The sequence below is a fragment of the Cytobacillus oceanisediminis genome, assembly GCF_007830235.1.
Taxonomy (GTDB): Bacteria; Bacillota; Bacilli; order Bacillales; family Cytobacillaceae; genus Cytobacillus; species Cytobacillus oceanisediminis.
The window spans coordinates 108,730-123,452 of the sequence record NZ_VLKI01000014.1 but is presented as its reverse complement, the minus strand read 5'-3'; the positions used below and the strand labels follow the sequence as shown (position 1 = coordinate 123,452).

The 14,723-nt window shown below is 40.8% G+C and carries 11 protein-coding genes, 10 tRNA genes and 2 rRNA genes; 21 read left to right on the top strand and 2 right to left on the bottom strand.

Annotated elements, in window-relative coordinates:
- The 13 genes from IQ19_RS19620 to rocF form a co-directional block, all read left to right on the top strand.
- A 23S ribosomal RNA gene (locus IQ19_RS19620) occupies positions 1–268 on the top strand; the annotation flags it as partial.
- 172 nt (positions 269–440) lie between these two features.
- Positions 441–557, top strand: a 5S ribosomal RNA gene (gene rrf / locus IQ19_RS19615).
- Between the two features lie 19 nt (positions 558–576).
- Positions 577–651 (top strand) — tRNA-Asn (locus IQ19_RS19610).
- Positions 652–687: 36 nt separating this feature from the next.
- Positions 688–760: transfer RNA gene (locus IQ19_RS19605), tRNA-Thr, on the top strand.
- Between the two features lie 27 nt (positions 761–787).
- A tRNA-Glu gene (locus tag IQ19_RS19600) sits at positions 788–862 on the top strand.
- Positions 863–866: 4 nt separating this feature from the next.
- Positions 867–942 (top strand) — tRNA-Val (locus IQ19_RS19595).
- 8 nt (positions 943–950) lie between these two features.
- Positions 951–1,026: transfer RNA gene (locus IQ19_RS19590), tRNA-Thr, on the top strand.
- A gap of 99 nt (positions 1,027–1,125) precedes the next feature.
- A tRNA-Tyr gene (locus tag IQ19_RS19585) sits at positions 1,126–1,209 on the top strand.
- A 66-nt stretch (positions 1,210–1,275) separates the two neighbouring features.
- Positions 1,276–1,350 (top strand) — tRNA-Gln (locus IQ19_RS19580).
- Between the two features lie 7 nt (positions 1,351–1,357).
- Positions 1,358–1,430, top strand: a tRNA-Lys gene (locus IQ19_RS19575).
- 68 nt (positions 1,431–1,498) lie between these two features.
- Positions 1,499–1,573, top strand: a tRNA-Gly gene (locus IQ19_RS19570).
- Between the two features lie 4 nt (positions 1,574–1,577).
- Positions 1,578–1,653: transfer RNA gene (locus IQ19_RS19565), tRNA-Ala, on the top strand.
- Positions 1,654–2,249: 596 nt separating this feature from the next.
- Entirely contained in the window at positions 2,250–3,155 is a 906-nt protein-coding gene (gene rocF, locus IQ19_RS19560; protein ID WP_144544285.1) for an arginase, read from the top strand.
- Between the two features lie 40 nt (positions 3,156–3,195).
- On the opposite strand, the gene IQ19_RS19555 is transcribed toward rocF, so the two are convergent.
- Positions 3,196–3,354, bottom strand: a complete 159-nt coding sequence (locus IQ19_RS19555) for an aspartyl-phosphate phosphatase Spo0E family protein (RefSeq protein ID WP_144544283.1) — start codon at positions 3,352–3,354, stop codon at positions 3,196–3,198.
- Positions 3,355–3,530: 176 nt separating this feature from the next.
- On the opposite strand from IQ19_RS19555, the gene sigW reads away from it, so the two are divergent.
- The 6 genes from sigW (at position 3,531) to glmS (ending at position 11,191) form a co-directional block, all read left to right on the top strand.
- Positions 3,531–4,094, top strand: a complete 564-nt coding sequence (gene sigW, locus IQ19_RS19550; RefSeq protein ID WP_144544281.1) for an RNA polymerase sigma factor SigW — start codon at positions 3,531–3,533, stop codon at positions 4,092–4,094.
- 17 nt (positions 4,095–4,111) lie between these two features.
- On the top strand, positions 4,112–4,747 hold the full coding sequence (locus IQ19_RS19545; RefSeq protein ID WP_144544279.1) for an anti-sigma factor family protein: 636 nt from the start codon (positions 4,112–4,114) through the stop codon (positions 4,745–4,747).
- Positions 4,748–5,164: 417 nt separating this feature from the next.
- Positions 5,165–5,992, top strand: a complete 828-nt coding sequence (cdaA, locus tag IQ19_RS19540; RefSeq protein WP_144544277.1) for a diadenylate cyclase CdaA — start codon at positions 5,165–5,167, stop codon at positions 5,990–5,992.
- Entirely contained in the window at positions 5,985–7,301 is a 1,317-nt protein-coding gene (locus tag IQ19_RS19535; RefSeq protein WP_144544275.1) for a CdaR family protein, read from the top strand. Before cdaA ends, IQ19_RS19535 begins: the two co-directional genes overlap by 8 nt.
- Positions 7,302–7,530: 229 nt before the next feature.
- Positions 7,531–8,880 (top strand): phosphoglucosamine mutase, encoded by a 1,350-nt coding sequence (glmM, locus tag IQ19_RS19530; RefSeq protein WP_144544273.1) that lies wholly within the window; start codon positions 7,531–7,533, stop codon positions 8,878–8,880.
- 508 nt (positions 8,881–9,388) lie between these two features.
- The gene (glmS, locus tag IQ19_RS19525; RefSeq protein ID WP_144544272.1) at positions 9,389–11,191 is read left to right on the top strand and encodes a glutamine--fructose-6-phosphate transaminase (isomerizing); all 1,803 of its coding nucleotides are present in this window, start codon (positions 9,389–9,391) and stop codon (positions 11,189–11,191) included.
- Positions 11,192–12,097: 906 nt separating this feature from the next.
- Here the strand turns inward: glmS and IQ19_RS19520 are convergent.
- A complete protein-coding gene (locus IQ19_RS19520; RefSeq protein ID WP_144544270.1) occupies positions 12,098–12,496 on the bottom strand; it encodes a hypothetical protein in 399 nt (132 codons plus the stop codon).
- A 288-nt stretch (positions 12,497–12,784) separates the two neighbouring features.
- Here IQ19_RS19520 and IQ19_RS19515 point away from each other — a divergent pair, with 288 nt between their 5' ends.
- Positions 12,785–13,792, top strand: a complete 1,008-nt coding sequence (locus IQ19_RS19515) for a ketoacyl-ACP synthase III (RefSeq protein ID WP_144544268.1) — start codon at positions 12,785–12,787, stop codon at positions 13,790–13,792.
- A gap of 473 nt (positions 13,793–14,265) precedes the next feature.
- Positions 14,266–14,595, top strand: coding sequence for a hypothetical protein (locus IQ19_RS19510; RefSeq protein WP_144544266.1), 330 nt, complete (start codon positions 14,266–14,268; stop codon positions 14,593–14,595).
- Positions 14,596–14,723: the final 128 nt, after the last annotated feature.

Sequence of the window (14,723 nt, the reverse complement as noted above, 5' to 3'; positions counted from 1 at the left end):
AATTTGAGAGGAGCTGTCCTTAGTACGAGAGGACCGGGATGGACGCACCGCTGGTGTACCAGTTGTCTTGCCAAAGGCATCGCTGGGTAGCTATGTGCGGAAGGGATAAGTGCTGAAAGCATCTAAGCATGAAGCCCCCCTCGAGATGAGATTTCCCATAGCGTCAAGCTAGTAAGATCCCTGAAAGATGATCAGGTTGATAGGTCAGAGGTGGAAGCGTGGCGACACGTGGAGCTGACTGATACTAATCGATCGAGGACTTAACCAAAAACGAAAAGCGGAGGCGGCTGTTCACAGGAGCCGAAGCTAGACAAGTCATTGGTGAATACTCGGCAAATGCTTCTTCATGCATTATCTAGTTTTGAGGGAACGAAAATTTGAAATTTCCTCTTGAAAAATCTTAAAAAGACGGTATAATAATACTTGTCTTTGAAAAATAGTCTGGTGGCGATAGCGAGAAGGTCACACCCGTTCCCATACCGAACACGGAAGTTAAGCTTCTCAGCGCCGATGGTAGTTGGGGGCTGTCCCCCTGTGAGAGTAGGACGCTGCCGGGCTGTTTCATTATACCACTATTCCGCAGTAGCTCAGTGGTAGAGCATTCGGCTGTTAACCGAACGGTCGCAGGTTCGAATCCTGCCTGCGGAGCCATTTTCATAAAGCCCCTTTTGGGAATTATGAGCTGTTGCTTCCATAGCTCAGCAGGTAGAGCACTTCCATGGTAAGGAAGAGGTCACCGGTTCGAGCCCGGTTGGAAGCTCTCTTAGAAAAAACAACTTGAATATTAGGCCCCTTGGTCAAGCGGTTAAGACACCGCCCTTTCACGGCGGTAACACGGGTTCGAATCCCGTAGGGGTCACCATTTTGGAGGATTAGCTCAGCTGGGAGAGCATCTGCCTTACAAGCAGAGGGTCGGCGGTTCGATCCCGTCATCCTCCACCATACAACTTGCCGGTGTAGCTCAATTGGTAGAGCAACTGACTTGTAATCAGTAGGTTGGGGGTTCAAGTCCTCTCGCCGGCACCAGTTTTCTTGCTTCGTTGATTAACCATCAGCGGAAAACTGCGGAAAATCCTGAAGGGATTTGGAGCATGCAATAGAGGTTTATAGCACTATTCAATATTCGGAGGGGTAGCGAAGTGGCTAAACGCGGCGGACTGTAAATCCGCTCCTTCGGGTTCGGCAGTTCGAATCTGCCCCCCTCCACCATTTATCTTTAATAAAAACAACAAAAACTGGACAAGCTATGAATGTCCTTTTTATTTTGTTAATTATTGGGCTATAGCCAAGCGGTAAGGCACCGGACTTTGACTCCGTCACTCGCAGGTTCGAATCCTGCTAGCCCAGCCATTTTTATGAGCCATTAGCTCAGTCGGTAGAGCATCTGACTTTTAATCAGAGGGTCGAAGGTTCGAGTCCTTCATGGCTCATTTTTAGTAATAACACAGACCTTAGGAATCGATTCCTGAAGGTCATATTTTTTCGAATAAAATGGTTTGCGGAAGTAGTTCAGTGGTAGAACATCACCTTGCCAAGGTGGGGGTCGCGGGTTCGAATCCCGTCTTCCGCTCCAAAATGGGGCCTTAGCTCAGCTGGGAGAGCGCCTGCTTTGCACGCAGGAGGTCAGCGGTTCGATCCCGCTAGGCTCCACCATCATACATATAACGAATCCTTAACCCATCATGGTTTAAGGATTTTTTGTTTTTATAACTTAGATATATAACTATTCGATAGGCTTTCTAGAGCAAAAAGCTAAAACACATTAGCTAGGGAACTAGCGCTAAAACTCAAAAGTGGCACGTAAATCGGACAAAGTGGTTCATATATGTAAAAAGTGAAGCATAAGCAGCAGAAAGTAGTTCATAAATTAAAAATGTGATGCATAAGTGAAAATCTAAGAAAGATTAGCAGGATTTTTAAAGGGGATTTACCCAGTTTTCAGGAAGACTCGAGGCTACAGCCATAGTTTATTATCTCTTTTCGGTGGTTTATTTGTTATTTTCAGCAATTTGTTAGCTAAATTGGTAGGATTGTTCGCTAAGTTCCATGGTTTATTAGCCATTTTCTCTGATTTGTATTCAAAGTTCACAATTGAACTTCAAAAACAAAGTGAAGAGCAATTTAAATGTCCTCCCCAATACTGTTTTCCCCCTTACTAACCGTATATATATACACGATTTTGTCGAGTTGAGTCATGTGTTTGAAAGCGGTTAAAATATTAGTATAAAGGGAAAGGGAGGACACAGATTATGAAAAGACAGAAATTATCGATAATTGGAATGCCAATGGATTTAGGGCAGATGAGACGCGGTGTGGATATGGGGCCGAGTGCCATCCGCTACGCTGGCGTGAATGAAAGATTAAAGAGTTTATTTGAAGAAATCCATGACCAGGGTGATATAGCAATTGGAAGACCGGAAGTACAGGTTGATCCGGAATCCAATCTTAGAAACTTGGATTTAATAGCTGAAAAGACAGAAAAGCTGGCTGAAGAAGTAGATAATGCTATAGAGGCAGGATCATTCCCATTAGTGCTTGGCGGTGACCACAGCATTGCCATTGGAACATTGGCTGGTGTATCCAAGCATTACACGAATCTAGGGGTTATCTGGTATGATGCCCATGGAGATTTAAATACAGCTGAAACCTCACCATCCGGAAACATTCATGGGATGCCTCTTGCAGTCAGCCTTGGAATCGGCCATTCACTATTAACGAATGTCGGCGGATATGGGCCAAAGGTTAAGCCGGAGAACATTGTCATTATTGGTGCGAGATCTTTGGATGAAGGCGAAAGAGAGCTAATTAAAGAAAAAGGCATTAAAGTTTATACAATGCATGAGATTGATCGTCTCGGTATGACAAAGGTTATGGAAGAGTCTATTACATATTTAAAAGAGCGCAATACGGATGGAGTCCACCTGTCATTGGATCTTGATGGGCTGGATCCGCATGATGCACCAGGGGTTGGAACACCGGTAATTGGCGGAATCAGCTATCGTGAAAGCCACCTGGCAATGGAAATGCTCGCGGAGGCTCAAATTATCACATCGGCAGAATTTGTGGAAGTCAACCCAATTCTGGATGATAAAAATAAAACGGCTACTGTAGCAGTAGCGCTTATGGGTTCATTGTTTGGAGAGAAGCTTCTTTAAGGGCAGCATAAAAAATGAGCAGAACCAATATGAGTTCTGCTCATTTTTTTGATGTGAGTATATAGTATTTATTTAGAAGTCGATCGAGTTTAATGCTAGTTTCTACTACCCGGTGGTTAGTAAATGAAGTAACTGCTGCTAACTGTACCATTTCCGACCGGCAATCCTCAATATCACTTAATAAGTCATTGACACACACCGTAACCAACCCTTTTCCATAATTTTAGTACTTTTATACCCCTGATAAAAATTTTTTAAACCAGAAGAAGTAAAAATTTGTTAATATAGAAAATGAATGTTTTTTATAAAAAAATGAAACCTTTTCCGCTATCGATTCGTAATATCGATTAGCCGCAGTGGAGCGGAGGTAAAAAAATGGAGACAGTCGTAAAGAAAAGGATTAAGCAAGTATTAAAAGGCGACCAGGATGCTTATGCAGAAGTAGTTGAAATATATAAAGATAAGGTTTTTCAAATTTGTTACAGAATGCTGGGTAACAGGCATGAAGCGGAAGATATTGCACAAGAAGCCTTTTTAAGGGCCTATGTGAATATCAGCAGCTTTAATATTGAATTGAAGTTTTCTACTTGGCTATATCGGATTGCCACTAATCTCTGTATAGACCGAATTAGGAAAAAGAAGCCGGATTATTATCTGGATGCAGAGGTCGCAGGAACAGATGGGCTTAATATGTATTCTCAAATTGCTTCAGATACAAGGCTGCCAGAAGACGATGTGGAAAGCTTGGAGCTGCAGGAGACGATTCAAAAGGAGATATCCAAGCTGCCTGAAAAGTACCGATCGGTTATTGTACTAAAGTATATTGAAGAGTTATCGTTAAATGAGATCAGTGAAACGCTGGATCTTCCTTTGGGAACGGTAAAAACCCGGATTCACCGGGGCCGGGAAGCACTTAGAAATCAATTACGATATGTTTAGTAAAGAGGGTGAGAACTTTGAAATGTCCAGCAGAAATTATTCTTTATATGCATGAGTATTTAGATGAAGAGATCTCAGCCGAACATGAAAAGGAATTAAGGGTACATCTGCAAAGCTGCGAAGAGTGCCAAAATCATTTCCATGAATTGAAAAAGACGATAGCTTTAGTCCAAAGCACTTCACATATACAGGCACCAGATAATTTTACAGCAAATGTTATGGCGAAACTTCCTAAGGAAAAGCGCAAGGTTGGTGTTCAGCGCTGGTTTAGGCAGCACCCGCTTTTAACCGCAGCATCCCTATTTCTTGTTTTAATGATGGGCAGCCTCATTTCTTCCTGGGATCAGGACCACCAGTTATCAGTTTCCAAACAGCCCAACCTGGTGGTGCAAAATGATAAGGTTATCGTTCCGGAAGGAGAAGTTGTAAAAGGCGATGTCGTTGTGAAAAATGGAAATTTGGAAATTCAAGGTCAAGTAGAAGGAAATGTTACCGTCATTAATGGGGAACAGTATATGGCTTCAGCAGGAAAGGTAACGGGAGAAATAGAAGAGGTTAATGCCATTTTTGAATGGATATGGTACCACATTAAAAAGGCATCAAAGGATATTGTGAGTGTCTTTGACAATGATGAAGCCGAGAAAGAAAAATAGTAAATAAAGGCTCTTTTCTATAGATTGTTGTTTTTACTTATAAATTCTGCCCGTTGATTTCAGCACGGGGCACTCAGCGAACCCGCGGGGAGCGATGCGAGCGCCTCTGGGGTCTCACACTTCCCTCTCTTCCCGCAGGAGTCAAGTGCCCTCCGCTACAATCAACTCAGGTATATACACTAAGTTTAGCGGTAAAAAGCAACAAACTTTACGGAAACAGCATAAATAAAAGAAATGAATCCCTGCTCTAGAGCAGGGATTATTAATATATCAACGCATTCAAGTTTTCCAGCTATTATGGGTTGTCTCAAAATTGGAATTAGGTTTAAATATGATATAATATGAAAGTTACATATATAAACCATAGCTTGAACTTAAAGCTTATTGCTTTTGAAATATATATTTGGAGGAAGGATAATGTCGTTTGCAGATTTCTCTATTTTGAAATTGTTGGCTAATACAATAGACATTCTCCTTGTTTGGTACGTCATCTATAAACTTATAATGATTGTCAAAGGAACGAAGGCTGTCCAATTGCTAAAGGGGATATTTGTCATTATCCTTGTTAAAGTGGCGAGCGACAAGTTCCACCTGCAAACGTTAGGGTGGATGATGGAACAAGTGCTTCTCTGGGGATTTCTAGCCATCATTATTATTTTCCAGCCGGAGTTAAGAAGAGCGCTGGAACAATTGGGAAGAGGGCGATTCTTCTCAAGGAGCGGAAATCAGGAGGAAGAGGATCAGGAGAAACTGGTAGAATCTATTGCCAAGGCTGTAGATTACATGGCTAAACGCCGCATTGGTGCACTTATTTCGGTTGAGCGGGAAACAGGGATGGGGGATTATATTGAAACGGGCATACAGCTTGATTCGAAAATCTCATCGGAGCTTCTCATTAATATATTTATTCCAAACACCCCTCTACATGATGGAGCTGTCATCATCCAAAAAAATTGTGTCGCTGCAGCAGCCTGTTACTTGCCGCTTTCGGAAAGCCCCTTTATCTCAAAAGAGCTTGGAACCAGACATAGGGCTGCTTTAGGTATTAGTGAAGTAACTGACAGTATTACAATTGTTGTTTCTGAGGAAACAGGAAGTGTTTCTCTAACAAAGAATGGTGAACTGCATCGTGATTTGAAATCGGATGCTTTTAAAGATATGCTTTCGAATGAATTGCTGGCTCAATATAAAATAAAGCAGACTTCTTCAGGTCGTTGGAACTGGAGGGGAAAAAAGAATGGATAAGTTCATTGATAAACTTGTCGATACGCGCTGGTTTATGAAGGTTGTCGCCTTGATATTGGCGCTCTTTCTATTTGATTCTGTATATGATGCAGATAAAGAGTTAAAGGATGTAAATGTTCCTGGTCAAAAGGATACCGAGATCATTGCGGATGTGCCGGTGAAAAGTTATTATGATACCGAAAATCTGGTGGTTACAGGTATTCCGGAGACAGTGGATTTGACCATTACTGGTCCAAAAAGCCACCTGCAGCCGGCTAAAACACAAAGAAATTTTGAAGTCTATGTGGATTTATCGGATGCAGAAGTAGGAACGGAAAAAGTTGAAATAAAAATTAGGGATATCTCCGACAAGCTAAACGTTACAATTGATCCACAATATGCAGATGTCACTATACATGAGAAAGTAACACAAGAGTTTAGAGTAGATGCAGAATTTAATAAAAACTTGCTTGGGGAAGGCTATACATCCGAAGCAGCGATTGCAGAACCCAATACGGTCAAAGTTACCGGAGCCAGAGAGGTTATTGATCGAATCAGCTTTGTCAAAGCAACCCTTGACTTAAAAGGGCCTATTACAGAGACAATAACAGAGGAAGCAACGGTTAGGGTACTGGACCGGGAGATGAATAAACTTGATGTCATTGTGGAACCGCAAGTGATTCAGGTAACCGTACCAGTCCAGCAGTTAAGCAAAACCGTTCCCATTACAATCGTCCGGAAAGGGAATCTGCAAAATGGAGTTACCATTAATTCTATTGAGCTCGATGTAAAAGAGGCTGTCATTACCGGAAGTGAAGATGTTCTAAATGAGACAGAAAGTGTAAGAGTGGAAGTGGATGTAAGCCGGATACAAGAAGATACTGCGCTTACTGTCCCGGTTATCATTCCTGATGGCATTTCAGGGGTCGACCCGAAAACGGTAAAGGCTAATATAGATGTAAGCATAACGGAAGATGCAGAAGAAGAGGAAACTGCGGAAGAACAAGAACCGGCAGAACAAACACAAGGACAGACAACGGAGGAGACAAAAACATTTTCAAACCTCCCGATCAATTTAGTAGGGTTATCCGAAGAGTTTGATGCGGTTCTTAAAAATCCGGCTTCCGGAAGGACAAGTATAACGGTTTCCGGAAAGAGCAGCGTGGTTCAGGAGCTGAGTGCCAAAGATTTTAGTGTTTACCTGGATTTGGCTGACCTTGGCGAAGGGGACCATGAAGTAAATATAAATGTCGACGGGCCCGCTGAGGTAGACTCAAAGCCTGCAGCAGGAAAAGCGTTAATATCTATCACACAAAAAGAAGAGGCTTAATTATAGAGTATCTTTACCCCGCATTAAAGGGCAGTAATATCAACCCCCAAATGAATGGATTTTAGGCTGAGTGACCCGCATCCTTATAAAAGCTAACGCTTTTACTTCGTGCGATGAAAAGGCTGACGAAGCTTTCCTTGTCCTGCGGGCCTCAACTAACCATTAGTGGGGATAAAGCCTCCCACTAATGAAAGTTTCACTTTAATAGTAAGAAGGAGCGATTAGAAAAATGGGTAAATATTTCGGTACAGATGGAGTACGCGGAGTTGCAAATAGTGAATTAACACCGGAACTGGCATTTAAACTGGGGCGTTTTGGAGGGTACGTATTGACGAAAGACCATGACCGTCCAAAGGTTTTAATCGGTCGTGACACCCGCATATCCGGCCATATGCTGGAAGGCGCACTTGTAGCGGGACTATTGTCAATCGGGGCAGAAGTGATGCGCCTCGGAGTTATTTCTACTCCGGGAGTTGCGTATTTAACCAAAGCTCTTGGTGCTGAAGCCGGGGTTATGATATCCGCATCCCATAATCCGGTTGAGGATAACGGGATTAAATTCTTTGGTCCGGACGGATTCAAGCTTTCCGATGATCAGGAAGCAGAGATTGAGGAATTAATGGATACGGCGGAAGACCAGCTGCCAAGACCCGTCGGAGGAAATCTCGGCCAGGTTAATGATTATTTTGAAGGCGGTCAGAAATACCTTCAATATTTAAAGCAGACCGTAGACGAGGATTTCTCAGGCATACATATTGCACTGGATTGTGCACATGGTGCAACTTCGCCGCTTGCCACGCACTTGTTTGCTGATCTTGATGCGGACTTATCCATGATGGGGGCTTCTCCTAACGGATTAAATATCAATGCAGGTGTAGGCTCGACTCATCCAGAAGCGCTTGCTGCATTTGTGAAGGAAAAAGAAGCAGATGTAGGCTTGGCTTTTGATGGAGACGGCGACCGTCTGATTGCCATTGATGAGAATGGAGATATTGTGGATGGCGACCAAATTATGTATATCTGCGGAAAATACATGAAAGAGCAAGGCAGGCTCAAGCATAATACCGTTGTTTCGACTGTTATGAGCAATCTTGGTTTCTATAAAGGACTTGAATCAAATGGCATCCAAAGCGTTCAGACTGCTGTAGGTGACCGCTATGTTGTAGAAGAAATGAAGAAGAATGGCTATAACCTTGGCGGTGAACAGTCAGGACATATCATTTTCCTAGACTATATCACGACGGGCGACGGCCTTCTGACAGGTCTTCAGCTTGTAAATATTATGAAAGTAACGAAGAAGCCATTATCCGAGCTTGCAAAGGAAATGCAAAAATTCCCTCAAAAGCTTGTGAATATCCGCGTGACAGACAAGCATCACGTTACGGATAATGAGAAAGTTAAAGAAGTGATTTCACAGGTTGAGGAAGAAATGAATGGAAATGGCCGAATTCTTGTCCGTCCTTCCGGTACAGAGCCGCTTGTGCGAGTGATGGCAGAAGCCCCAACAGGTGAACTATGTGCAGCTTATGTAGAGCGTATTGCTGCTGTTGTAGAGAATGAAATGGGCTTAAAAGAATAAGACAGACAATATGCATAAGGGAACTCATTAACTCCCTTATGCATATTTTTATATATGGGAGTTTACACCTTTTCCATTTAGGGAATACCCATATTGCTGCCTCTTTGAAGTTATTTGTTGACGGAAGTCTGACTTTGATGTATGATAATCCTGTTTTTGTATTTAAGAATACAAAATGTCCTCATTCAAGAAGAGAAAGGTGGATAGTGAAAATAAATATTTTTAAAAGCGCCTGAACTGATCCTGGACGTAAAGGATTAGTTGACGAGGAGGAGGTTTATCGAATGTTCGGCGGATGCCTCCCGGTTGAAAGCACAACCGACAATCCTTTCTTTAAAACATTTGGGCAACTGAATGGACAAAGAGAAGGGAATGCTAAAAATAATCCAAAGTCGCTAAAAGAAAAGGTTCAAGAGCCTGTACAGGCGGCATTAATAAATTACAGAGATAAGGGGCAAGACTGCCCCGAAAAGGCTTCTTGCCCCTTCATTTTAGGAGGAAAAGAAGTATGTGTGGTATCGTTGGATATATTGGGAGCCAGGATTCGAAAGAAATTTTATTAAAAGGCTTGGAAAAGCTTGAATATAGAGGCTATGATTCAGCAGGAATCGCTGTGATGAACGATAACGGCGTTCAGGTTTTCAAAGAAAAAGGCCGAATTGCCGATTTACGAAACATTGTTGACGAAGATGTTATGGCAAACACAGGGATTGGACATACTCGCTGGGCCACTCACGGAGTGCCAAGTAAAGTAAATGCCCATCCTCACCAAAGCACTTCCGGCCGTTTTACGCTTGTTCATAATGGCGTAATTGAAAACTATGACATCTTAAAGCGCGAATACTTGCAGGGAGTTACTCTTAAAAGTGATACAGATACGGAAATCATCGTTCAGCTTATTGATTTGTTCGTAAACGAAGGATCAACTACTGAAGAGGCGTTCCGCAAAACACTGACACTTTTAAAAGGATCTTATGCACTTGCCCTTTTGGATGTAGAAAACAACGAGACGATTTTTGTTGCAAAAAACAAAAGCCCGCTTTTAGTCGGATTAGGCGAAACATTTAATGTGGTAGCGTCTGACGCAATGGCAATGCTTCAAGTTACAGATCAATACGTTGAACTAATGGATAAAGAAATCGTTATTGTCACAAAGAATGAAGTCAAGATTCAGAATCTGAATGGCGATGACATCAGCCGTGACCCATACACTGCTGAGCTGGATGCCAGTGATATTGAAAAAGGAACGTACCCTCACTATATGCTAAAAGAAATCGATGAGCAGCCTTTAGTGATGCGCAAAATCATTCAAAAGTACCAAAACGACCGGGGCGATCTAACAATCGACCAGGAAATTGTAGATGCGATGAATGATGCTGACCGCATTTATATCATTGCGGCTGGTACTTCTTATCATGCAGGTCTGGTTGGAAAGCAGTTCATTGAAAAAATGGCGAAGGTTCCGGTTGAAGTGCACATTTCTAGTGAGTTTGGCTACAATATGCCTTTACTTTCAGAAAAGCCGCTATTCATCTTTATTTCCCAGAGCGGTGAAACAGCTGACAGTCGTGGAGTGCTTGTAAACGTAAAGGAAATGGGCCATAAGGCGTTAACGATTACGAACGTTCAAGGTTCAACTTTATCCCGTGAAGCAGATTACACATTATTGCTTTATGCCGGCCCTGAAATTGCCGTTGCTTCTACAAAAGCCTATACAGCACAGATTGCCGTATTATCTATCCTTGCAGAAGTTACAGCAAAGAGCCGTGGAATTGACCTAGACTTCAACCTTGTCCAGGAGCTGGGCATTGTAGCAAATGCCATGGAAGTTCTTTGTGACGCGAAAGAAGAGTTTGAAGAGATTTCACGCAAATTCCTTTCAACTACACGCAACGCTTTCTTCATTGGCCGCGGAATTGACTTCTATGTTGGCCTTGAAGGTGCGCTTAAGCTAAAAGAAATCTCTTATATTCAAGCTGAAGGCTTTGCCGGCGGAGAATTAAAGCATGGTACAATCGCTTTAATCGAGAACGGTACGCCAGTTATTGCCTTGGCAACTCAAGAAAGTGTTAATCTAAGCATTCGCGGAAACGTAAAAGAAGTTGTTGCCCGCGGAGCTAACCCTTGCATCATTTCCATGAAAGGGCTGGAAACGGAAGAAGACAGCTTTATCATTCCGGAAGTGAATGGATTATTAACACCTCTTATCTCTGTTATACCTTTACAGTTAATTTCTTACTATGCTGCGCTGCACCGCGAGTGCGACGTAGATAAGCCGCGTAACCTGGCTAAGTCGGTTACAGTTGAGTAAGCCGGAAAATATAAAAGCATTATTGTTCAATTAAATTAAAGTTATTATACAGGGATTAAAGTGCTGTATAGCGTAATAATACAGAGGAAGCCTCCAAATTGGCGGCTTCTTTTTTACTCACTTGAAAATTATATTGTTTTATGGGTTTATTTGGCTTTTACTTTAACAAAACCTGAGCATCGAATCACTGACTTTAGACAACTCAGTTGTAAACTATACAACCCTATACAACTTAGTAGTGAACTGAGCAACTTAATCGTGAACCAAAAAACCTGATAAGTAATTTCTTATCAGGTTATTGTTATCTTAAAGACATTCCTTTTTTTAAGGCTCTGTTAATCTTTAATGTTGATTTTTAGATAAAATTTAAGGAAACCCAATTATTATGGGTTTCCATTTTTTTACTTGGTTGAACAGAGCTAGAACCTTTTTTCAGGTCTAAATCAATTTGAAGAATGTATATGAGGGAATGGCACGACTCAGTAGGTTCCCCTCTAAATTTGGGGTTCCCACCGGCACCTGCGGGAACAGCTGTATGGAGTTCCTCCAAATGCTATGCAGTTATTATAACAAGTTGGATCATACATATAAAAATATAGTGGAGGTAGAGGTTGTATGGTTGAGTGGAGCATAATTAACCCATGGACCATAAAGAAAAGGATTTGGTCTAAACGAAAAATATGCCTGTGGATGGTAATAAGTGATTAGTGGAGTTGGATACATTAACATTTCATCTCCTAAAAAATTATTGATTTGTTGATGACTCTTTATGCACGTAGGCTTAGATCAGTTATTTTAATTCTTTGTAACACATGACGTTTCAGCTTTTATGGGTATTATTATCACGATATTTATTTTTGCAGTAAGATAAAGGTGATACGGAAGTAATGCAGAATAGTGAACATTTTATTCACGGGTTAACATTGCAGGCCTAATCAGCCGAGCACTAAAATCTTCTACTCTGCCCCCGGGAGTGAAAACTTCTCCAGTTATAATTATGGAATGTCCAGGAACAGGAGTCGCATGAAAGCTTCCCCCCTCCGGCGTCGTTGAACTTGTAGTTGAAATGTTACCGGCCATCCACATTCTTATATCATTTACACTTACTTCCCGTAGACTTATGTTATTTGGTTCGTAAGTATTACCATAAATCGGTATATTTCCATCTATAAATCCTTCTACCCAACCATATTGAGAGAACCTCAGGGTTATATTCTTACCTCCGAAACGGCTCCCCTGGATCGTTCCTCTATAGACACCTGTAACTATCGTAGTAACTGGATGAACGATAATCGGAATTCTCATCACGTAATTCAAAAGGTCTGGAATATTTTGACGATGAATAAAGCCTATCCCTCCTTATCCTACTCTCGATTGCTAAGATTTTATGTGACTGTTTATGTTCTTGTTGATTGTCCACTTTACTTAATTCGTCCTCATGAAAAAAACACCTCAACACCTTCCACTGGGGCAGGTACCGTATGCCTTTTTGTTATAGAAAAAAGGAACTTAAATTGATTTTTAATAATATAAATTGTTATAATTAGTACCAGGTATTAATACTAACTTCTAAAAAAATATGGGGTGGAGCGTATGATAGGGGCTAGAATAACAGCTATTGGGACATATGTACCCGAAAAAAAATTAACAAATTTTGAGCTAGAGCAAATGGTCGAAACAAATAATGAGTGGATTGTTCAAAGAACAGGAATTCATGAACGTAGAATAACTCGTCTTGATGAATTTACCAGTGATTTATGTGTATCTGCTGTAAAAGATTTAATGCAAAGATATAATAAAAAAGTCGAAGATGTAGATATGATTATTGTGGCAACAAGCACACCAGATTTTCCATTCCCATCTGTCTCAAGTATCATTCAGGACCAATTAAATATATCTCAAACAGGTGCCATAGATTTAAGTGCAGCGTGTGCAGGATTTGTTTATGCAGTGCATACAGCACACAGTTTAATTTCTTCTGGGCTTCACAAAAAGGTACTAGTTATTGGAGCAGACACACTCTCAAAAATTACGGATTATAACGATAGAAGTACTTGTATTTTATTTGGTGATGGTGCCGGTGCGGTATTAGTTGAAAGAGATGAACAATCAAAAAGTTTCATTGGATTCCATCTAGGAAGTGATGGGAGAGGAGCACAACATGTATATCGTCCTGGACTTTCAAAAAAGGTTAATGGGATTGAGTTAATCGATACTCATTATCTTGTGCAAAATGGTAGAGAGGTTTTTCGATGGGTTGTAAGGAATGTTCCCGATAGTATAAGACATATTTTAGAAAAAACACAAACGAGTTTAGATCAAGTTGATTGGTTTTTACCTCATAGTGCTAACTTGAGGTTGATAGAGCCGATTTGCGAAAAACTAGAATACCCAATGGAAAAAACCCTTTATAGCTTGGTCAACTTTGGAAATACCTCTGCTGCAACAATTCCTTTAGCTCTCGATCTTGGTATCCGTGAGGGAAAAGTCAGAAATGGAGACCGAGTTCTTATGTACGGTTTTGGATCTGGATTGGTTCACGCTGGACAACTTTTAGAATTAAATTTTGATGAACAAATTAATACTCCTACACCGTTGTGAAGTATACTAAGTGATCATTCAGCTTTACAGTGATTTGATGATCTGTACATTTTGTTCAGTGAATGGCTCAAAGTAGTTATAACTTGTATTATATTCATTGCCTAAAAACTGAAAGGTAAGTTTTAAAAGGACAATACTAACCAACTAGTGCGTTGATCGGCAAGATTAACGTCTTTTTTGTTGAACTTCTAATTGAACAAACGGGGCAGGTTGAAGAACGAAGAATATCCCTTAATTCCAATATCTGTTAATTATTAGAGAAAGCTACTATTAAATATATCTGAGGTGGGAATGTGATGAAGCGACCGGCTACATAATGATTAACGGTTAAGCTCAATTGATGAGCAAATATGTTCTTTATAGAACCAAAGAAAGAAAATCTCAAACTATAACCTAGTTTTCCCCCTATTTGAAGATATTTCAAAGTAGTTAGAAAATACGAGTCTTAAGAGAATTTGATTAAAGGGATCCATATGAAGAGCTGGCAACATAATATAGAAACAATAAGAACATTTGAAGATTATTATTTATTTAGTGGTACAACCTACGATCACGATCAACATAAATCTATATCATGGTGTTATTTAGTAGATGGTAACGGAAAACTAAGATCGGGCATTGAGCCTGAGGCTGACCGTGATTTTTACTATACAACTGGTTTGTGTGGATGCTTATCAGAAATCGTTTCGGAATATATCTGTCATTTGCCATTTCTGTTTAAAGAATTTAAGGAAGTTGAAAAGGTGTATCACACGCGGAAAAATGATTTTTTGCTGAAGAACGGTAACTTGGCTTCATATTAATTAATCAAAAAAGGTGCATAGTTATCTCCTGAAATTGAGTCGAACCAGGAGTTTTTTTGATAAGAAAGTATAAAATTTCTTCTTCTCTACTGGTTAGTTTAATAAGAAAATCCATATTAACTGACAGT